Annotated in this window: 7 protein-coding genes; all 7 read left to right on the forward strand. The window is 36.3% G+C overall.

Annotation, left to right across the window (positions count from 1 at the left end; all coding sequences use genetic code 11):
• Positions 1-472, forward strand: a 472-nt coding sequence (locus RTP52_RS11420; RefSeq protein ID WP_331661404.1) for a cupin domain-containing protein, incomplete at its 5' end; no start/stop codon positions are given.
• Between the two features lie 210 nt (positions 473-682).
• Positions 683-787 (forward strand): class I tRNA ligase family protein, encoded by a 105-nt coding sequence (locus RTP52_RS11425; protein WP_312371380.1) that lies wholly within the window; start codon positions 683-685, stop codon positions 785-787.
• A 135-nt stretch (positions 788-922) separates the two neighbouring features.
• The gene (locus RTP52_RS11430; RefSeq protein ID WP_312107501.1) at positions 923-1,069 is read left to right on the forward strand and encodes a hypothetical protein; all 147 of its coding nucleotides are present in this window, start codon (positions 923-925) and stop codon (positions 1,067-1,069) included.
• A 608-nt stretch (positions 1,070-1,677) separates the two neighbouring features.
• Positions 1,678-2,103: a flavodoxin family protein gene (locus tag RTP52_RS11435; RefSeq protein WP_312107499.1), complete on the forward strand. Its 426-nt coding sequence runs from the start codon at positions 1,678-1,680 to the stop codon at positions 2,101-2,103.
• 193 nt (positions 2,104-2,296) lie between these two features.
• Positions 2,297-3,928 carry a glycoside hydrolase family 43 protein gene (locus tag RTP52_RS11440; RefSeq protein ID WP_312371383.1) on the forward strand — a complete coding sequence of 544 codons (1,632 nt, stop codon included), beginning with the start codon at positions 2,297-2,299 and terminating at the stop codon, positions 3,926-3,928.
• 525 nt (positions 3,929-4,453) lie between these two features.
• Complete coding sequence (locus RTP52_RS11445; RefSeq protein ID WP_312371385.1) at positions 4,454-4,834, forward strand: VOC family protein; 381 nt, start codon at positions 4,454-4,456, stop codon at positions 4,832-4,834.
• Positions 4,835-4,963: 129 nt separating this feature from the next.
• Positions 4,964-5,737 (forward strand): SagB/ThcOx family dehydrogenase, encoded by a 774-nt coding sequence (locus RTP52_RS11450; protein ID WP_312371388.1) that lies wholly within the window; start codon positions 4,964-4,966, stop codon positions 5,735-5,737.
• Positions 5,738-5,836 lie beyond the last annotated feature (99 nt).

Below are 5,836 nucleotides of genomic sequence, written 5' to 3' on the forward strand. Positions count from 1 at the left end.
TAACGAAAGGAATAGGCACATGGAAGTAAATCGTTCAACAATTGAGGATATGATACGTGAGATCTTAAAGGAGAAACTTAGTTCCGCGGATCTTCGTAGAAATAAATTAAAAGAAGGAATTATTTCTGTAAAAGTTCCAACTATTCGGGTTTCACAAAATGATTTAATGGATACTGGAAAACCCGGTGATGTGGTGTATACTAAGGATTTATTTTCATTAGAAGAGAGTCCTAGATTAGGTTGTGGAATTATGGAGATGAAGGAAACGACTTTTGACTGGACACTCAATTATGATGAAATTGATTATGTTATTGAAGGTACTTTAAGTATTGTGATTAATGGGAAGTCAGTAACTGCAAACGCAGGGGAATTAATCTTGATTCCTAAGGGGTCTTCCATTAAGTTTTCTGTTCCGAATTATGCTAGATTTATTTATGTAACGTATCCAGCGGATTGGGCGAATCAAGGGTAGGGGACTGTAAACATTAGACGGAATGGGGTGGCATATAGGTAATCCTCCGAAAGCTAACACGCTTTCTTCGGAATACCTATATGCCACCCCATTCCTGTTTGGAAGTCATACAACCTTACACTTACTCTACTAAGATTGTGGCATAAATTTTTTTATGGTTAAGGCTTAGTTAATACACCTGAACCATATCAAAAAAGAATATCTTATGGTATGATATTAGGTGAGAACAATGAGAAGATGTCTAAGTTTCGTGGTAATACTATTAACCCAGATGATATTGTAAAAGAATTTGGTGCAGATACCCTTCGTACTTAAGAAATGTACATTGGAGATTTCGATTTAAGTGCAGCATGGAGTAACGAAGGCAAGGTTTCCAAGGCAGAATTTATGACATTAATTCAATTAATGAATCCAGTTGCTTCTCATATTACATAAGAACGTTGGGAAATCATGAAGTTCCCAGGACATTTATATCAGAGTGAATGGCCAAGTTGGGACAAAGAGAAAACCATAGAATCTACGATTGAAATTGCCGTACAGTTAAACGGTAAGGTCAAAGTAACCGTTGCGATCGCTCCAGGGAAGAAGCTTCAGTAAAGGAAAAAATTCATGTAAACCTGCTGTAGTAGCTGCTTTAGAAGGAAAACAATCGTAAAGGGAATCTACGTAAAAGGAAAAATCTACAATTTGTGTAGTGCGCTAATTACGAATTACTATTTAAGTTAGAATATGACGAGTTTAATATTAATCCTACGAAGAAAGTATACTGATTAAAGCATGATTTTAAGTGTGAGAAGAAATTCTGAGGTGCAAAAAAGCATTGCCTAAGTATTTTTATGTCTTACACTGGATTTTCAAGGATTGTTTGTGTCTGCTATCCTCATCACAAATATCCAGCTTACTAAGCAGGCATGTTTTTTAGTGAGTAAGAAATTTTATTTAAAACATCTTTCGTGGGTTTAAGTGTCTAAGCTTAGATGAATGAACAATCTAATAAGTAACTTTGTGGTCATTATGAATGGTTCATTCAACGAGTTACATAAGGATTAGGCAGTTTTAGAGGGACAAGGCAAATCATAGCTGACTAAACATTTTCGGTGAGAAACGACTATTATGTAGAGGGATAATAGAACTTACGATTATCGAAACTTGATTTTTGTTTCGATAAAAATTAGAATCTGTATGAAAGGAAGCGTGGCACTAAGATGAAAACGAATGCAAAGACGCTTATCATGTATTATTCATTAACCGGACATACGAAAGAGATGGCAGAAAAACAAGCCAAAAAGTACAACGCAGCTTTAGTGGAAGTTAAAGAGGCTAAGAAAAGATCAAGATTGAATGCTTACTTACAAGGATGCGTTCAAGCGAGAAGACAGAGTAGTACAAAGATTGATGAGGTTAACGTGGATTTTTCGAACTATGACCATATCATCATCGGAGCACCTATCTGGGCGGGATTTCCTGCACCAGCATTTAATAGTATTGTTGATCTGATACCATCAGGAAAAGAAGTTGATTTATTTTTCCTTTCTGGCAGTGGTAGTACTGCAAAGGCAAGAAATAAGATTAAGAAAGTATTATCCAGAAGAAACTTAAAAGTATCCAAATATATGGATTTAAAAGGTTAATTAGGTATTTAGGGCTTTTGTTTTTACTGTTGTTCACAGTGAGAAGCAGAAGCCTTAATTTTTTCGGTAGAAAACTACTAATTTTTTATGATTTAATCAAATTTTTGCATCGACTATAGATAATTTTAGATCTATAGTGTAATATAGTATAGTGATTAAATTAATTATACGTAGGCGAATTTGGAGGACTTTTATGTGGATAGCAGATTTAGAAAATGGCAACTATAGGAATCCATTACTTTATGCAGATTATTCTGATCCAGACGCAATTAGAGTTGGTGACGATTATTTTATGGTTGCATCAAGTTTTTGCAATGCACCAGCTTTACCATTACTACATTCTAAGGATCTTGTAAACTGGAAAGTAGTGAATTATGTCTTAGATAAAATTCCAGAGTTCCGATATAGAAATCCAATGCATGGATGCGGTGTATGGGCACCTTCCATCCGATATCATGAAGGAACCTATTATGTATGTTTCCCAATGCCAGATGAGGGAATCTATATGACTACAACCAAAGATCCATTTGGAAAGTGGAGTGAGCCTGTAAATATTAGACCAGGTGCAGGCTGGATTGATCCATGTCCATTCTGGGATGAAGATGGAAAAGCGTATCTTGTTGCAGGTGTGGCAAAGAGCCGTATTGGATATAAGAGCGTTCTTCACATGGTGGAGATGCAGCCAGATGGTATGGGACTTATCGGGGAAGAAGTTAGGATCTTTGATGGTGATACCAATGGGAATGTGACAGCAGAAGGTCCTAAGATGCATAAAAAAAATGGATGGTATTATATTTTTGCACCAGCAGGTGGCGTAAAGACAGGCTGGCAGTTAGTGCTTCGTTCTAAGAATGTATTTGGCCCTTACGAGCACAAAGTTGTGATGAGACAGGGAGATACTCTTGTTAACGGACCTCATCAAGGTGCTTGGGTTGATACGGTTACAGGGGAAGACTGGTTTTTACATTTTCAAGATGTATATGCAGCAGGAAGAATTGTTCATCTTCAGCCAATGCATTGGGAAAATGAATGGCCAATTATAGGCGTGAATAAAGCGGGAAATGATTACGGCGAACCAGTGATGGAATATAAGAAGCCTGACATTGGTAAGACAGAGGAAGAACTTAAGAATAATCCATCATATCCAGTATGCGAGCCAGATACTACAGATGAATTTGAAGGAAATAGACTTGGATTACAGTGGCAGTGGAATGCGAATCCAGACGTTGGTTGGTATGAATTAGGCAATTCAAAAATCAAATTGAATGCAGTACCTTCTGTACCACAACGTCCTATCAGTGATTATCGTAACCTTCTTCTACAAAAGTGGCCAGCACCTGAATTTTCTTGTATCACTAAAATGAGTTTTTCGGGATTACAGGATGGAGATACAGCAGGAATTGTATCCTTAGGTATGGAATATAGTGCTATGGCAATCAGTAAAAAGAATGGTTCTTATTCACTGGAGAAGATTACAGGAATCCAAAACTTTGATTGTGATGTTTCCTATGCAGATCAGAATAGAGTAAGCATTCCGTTAGTAGAAGGTGATTATAAAGAAAGTGAAAAAACAGTATTCTTTAAATATGAAGTGAAGTGTGTAGGACATGTAGATAATATGGAAATGGATATTCAAGTAAAGCATGTTCCAAAGGAGACAGTTACAATGTCTTATAGTCTTGATGGAGAAGAATATAAGGAAGCATTTACGATTAATTCCAAAGCGGGAAGATGGGTAGGCGTTAAAAATGGTGTCTTCTGTAACCATGATACTACGGTAAATGGTGGAGGTTATGCAGAAGTAGACTACGTTAGATATGAGTAAGTATTAGGCTAGTAGGTGTTAATCCTTGTTATCACTTATCCTCTTATGAATGGACTTATATTAATAAAGAATATAGAGAGTGTAGGAAGGATGTACATCCTTATATTTGCAAGGGAAAGAGATTGTCGCAAAATAGCTCACTAAAAATAATGTACAATAAAGGTAGCTTGATTTGGTATTTAAAGGCCATTTCAAGGTGCCTTTTTTGTTATAAATACTGTTTTATATTCTGCAAGTTGCTAATGAAGAATCATTTTGCGACAGCTCCTTTTTAGGTACGTCCATATGGGCGCAGTCTAATCGGTTAAAATTCTGTATGCCCACTAAAAAGTGATAAACCCATACTCTGTTATCCTTATTGCATCTGCTTAGTGATATGTGCTATTGTAGATATTGAGAGTAAAAGGGAAAAAGTGTATAGTTACTGATATAGAGACATATTATAGCAGGTATATAGCTTATTTTTGGTTCGCTGGATAAATGTTTTGCATGTTTTATGATTATAAATGCGAGAGGAGAAGTTGCATGTTAGCGCATATTGGAATTTATACAAAAGACTTGGAACGCTTGCGAGCATTTTATGAGATCAACTTTGGTATGACAAGTAATGAGAAATACCAAAGCAAACGAAATCAAGGCTTTGAGAGTTACTTTCTATCCTTTGGAGGTGGTACGAAACTTGAGTTAATGACTTTAACGTCGTTAGCAGAATCGAATGCTTCACCTGCAGTTGGTCTTCATCACATAGCATTTTCTGTTGGAAATCGTGGGAAAGTGGATGAACTTGTTATAAGATTAAGAGAAGATGGTTATTCTATTGTGTCGGAACAAAGAGTGACTGGAGATAATTATTATGAAGCAGTTGTGAAGGACCCAGATGGAAATCTGATAGAAATTACAGAATAGATATGTGTTAATATAAGATAATAGGAATATGATTTTTCGCATTATATTCCATGATTCCTTAAAAGAGGAAAGACTTTACATAAAATAAAAAGGAGAAAAGCAGGTATTTAAATCTGCTAGGAGATGAATATGGATATCATTAATTTAAGAGAAGTTATGAAAGGGTATACAGCACTGGAGGAAGATATAGCATCTGATCAGCAACAAGGGTTACCACAACCATCCATGGATAAGGCCTATATTAGTGCAAAGTCAATTACTTTACCGAAAGGTTTTGAAGATGTTGTAATTAATAATAGCTTTTTTGATATTATGAACCAAAGAACTAGTAGAAGAACTTATAATAATAAATCGTTAACGTTAAAAGAACTATCTTTTTTACTTTGGACAACGCAAGGTGTTAAAAACATCGTAGGCAAAAAAAACAAAGCAACAATTCGAACTGTTCCATCCGCTGGAGCAAGACATCCCTTTGAAACATATCTCTTTGTAAATAATGTTGAGGGACTGGAACCAGGAAGATACCATTATGTAGCAACTGAGCATAGATTAGAATTCTTAGGTTCTCTTGAAAATCAGATGGATAGAGTATCAGAGGCATGCTGTGGACAAACTTTTGTTGGAACCTGTGCAGTAACCTTTGTTTGGACAGCAATTCCATATCGTACTGAATGGCGTTATACAAACAAGGCTCAAAAATACAGCTTAATTGATCTAGGACATGTGGGTCAAAATTTATACTTGGCATGTGAAGCGATTGGTTGCGGAACCTGTGGTATCGGTGCATATGATCAAGCACTTGCAGATGCTTTGTTAGGCTTAGATACAGAACCTTCCAACGAAAAGGAAAATGAATTTGTTGTTTATATGGGTTCTGTTGGAAAATATGATCCAAAAGAATAGTAGTAGATAAGGACAAACAAGGTGCTTAGGCACTTTTGTTTGTCTTTTTAGTTTGCCCGCCATGGGCGGGCTCTAGCGGGTGCAAGTCCCGAGTGTGCC

The organism is Lachnoclostridium sp., assembly GCF_031997925.1.
Lineage (GTDB): Bacteria > Bacillota > Clostridia > Lachnospirales > Lachnospiraceae > Lachnoclostridium.

Bases quoted from the DNA above. Each gene is read 5' to 3' on its own strand.
- RTP52_RS11430 (WP_312107501.1), top strand. From the start codon at position 923: ATGAAGTTCCCAGGACATTTATATCAGAGTGAATGGCCAAGTTGGGAC.
- RTP52_RS11425 (WP_312371380.1), top strand. From the start codon at position 683: ATGATATTAGGTGAGAACAATGAGAAGATGTCTAAGTTTCGTGGTAAT.
- RTP52_RS11445 (WP_312371385.1), top strand. From the start codon at position 4,454: ATGTTAGCGCATATTGGAATTTATACAAAAGACTTGGAACGCTTGCGA.
- RTP52_RS11450 (WP_312371388.1), top strand. From the start codon at position 4,964: ATGGATATCATTAATTTAAGAGAAGTTATGAAAGGGTATACAGCACTG.
- RTP52_RS11440 (WP_312371383.1), top strand. From the start codon at position 2,297: ATGTGGATAGCAGATTTAGAAAATGGCAACTATAGGAATCCATTACTT.
- RTP52_RS11435 (WP_312107499.1), top strand. From the start codon at position 1,678: ATGAAAACGAATGCAAAGACGCTTATCATGTATTATTCATTAACCGGA.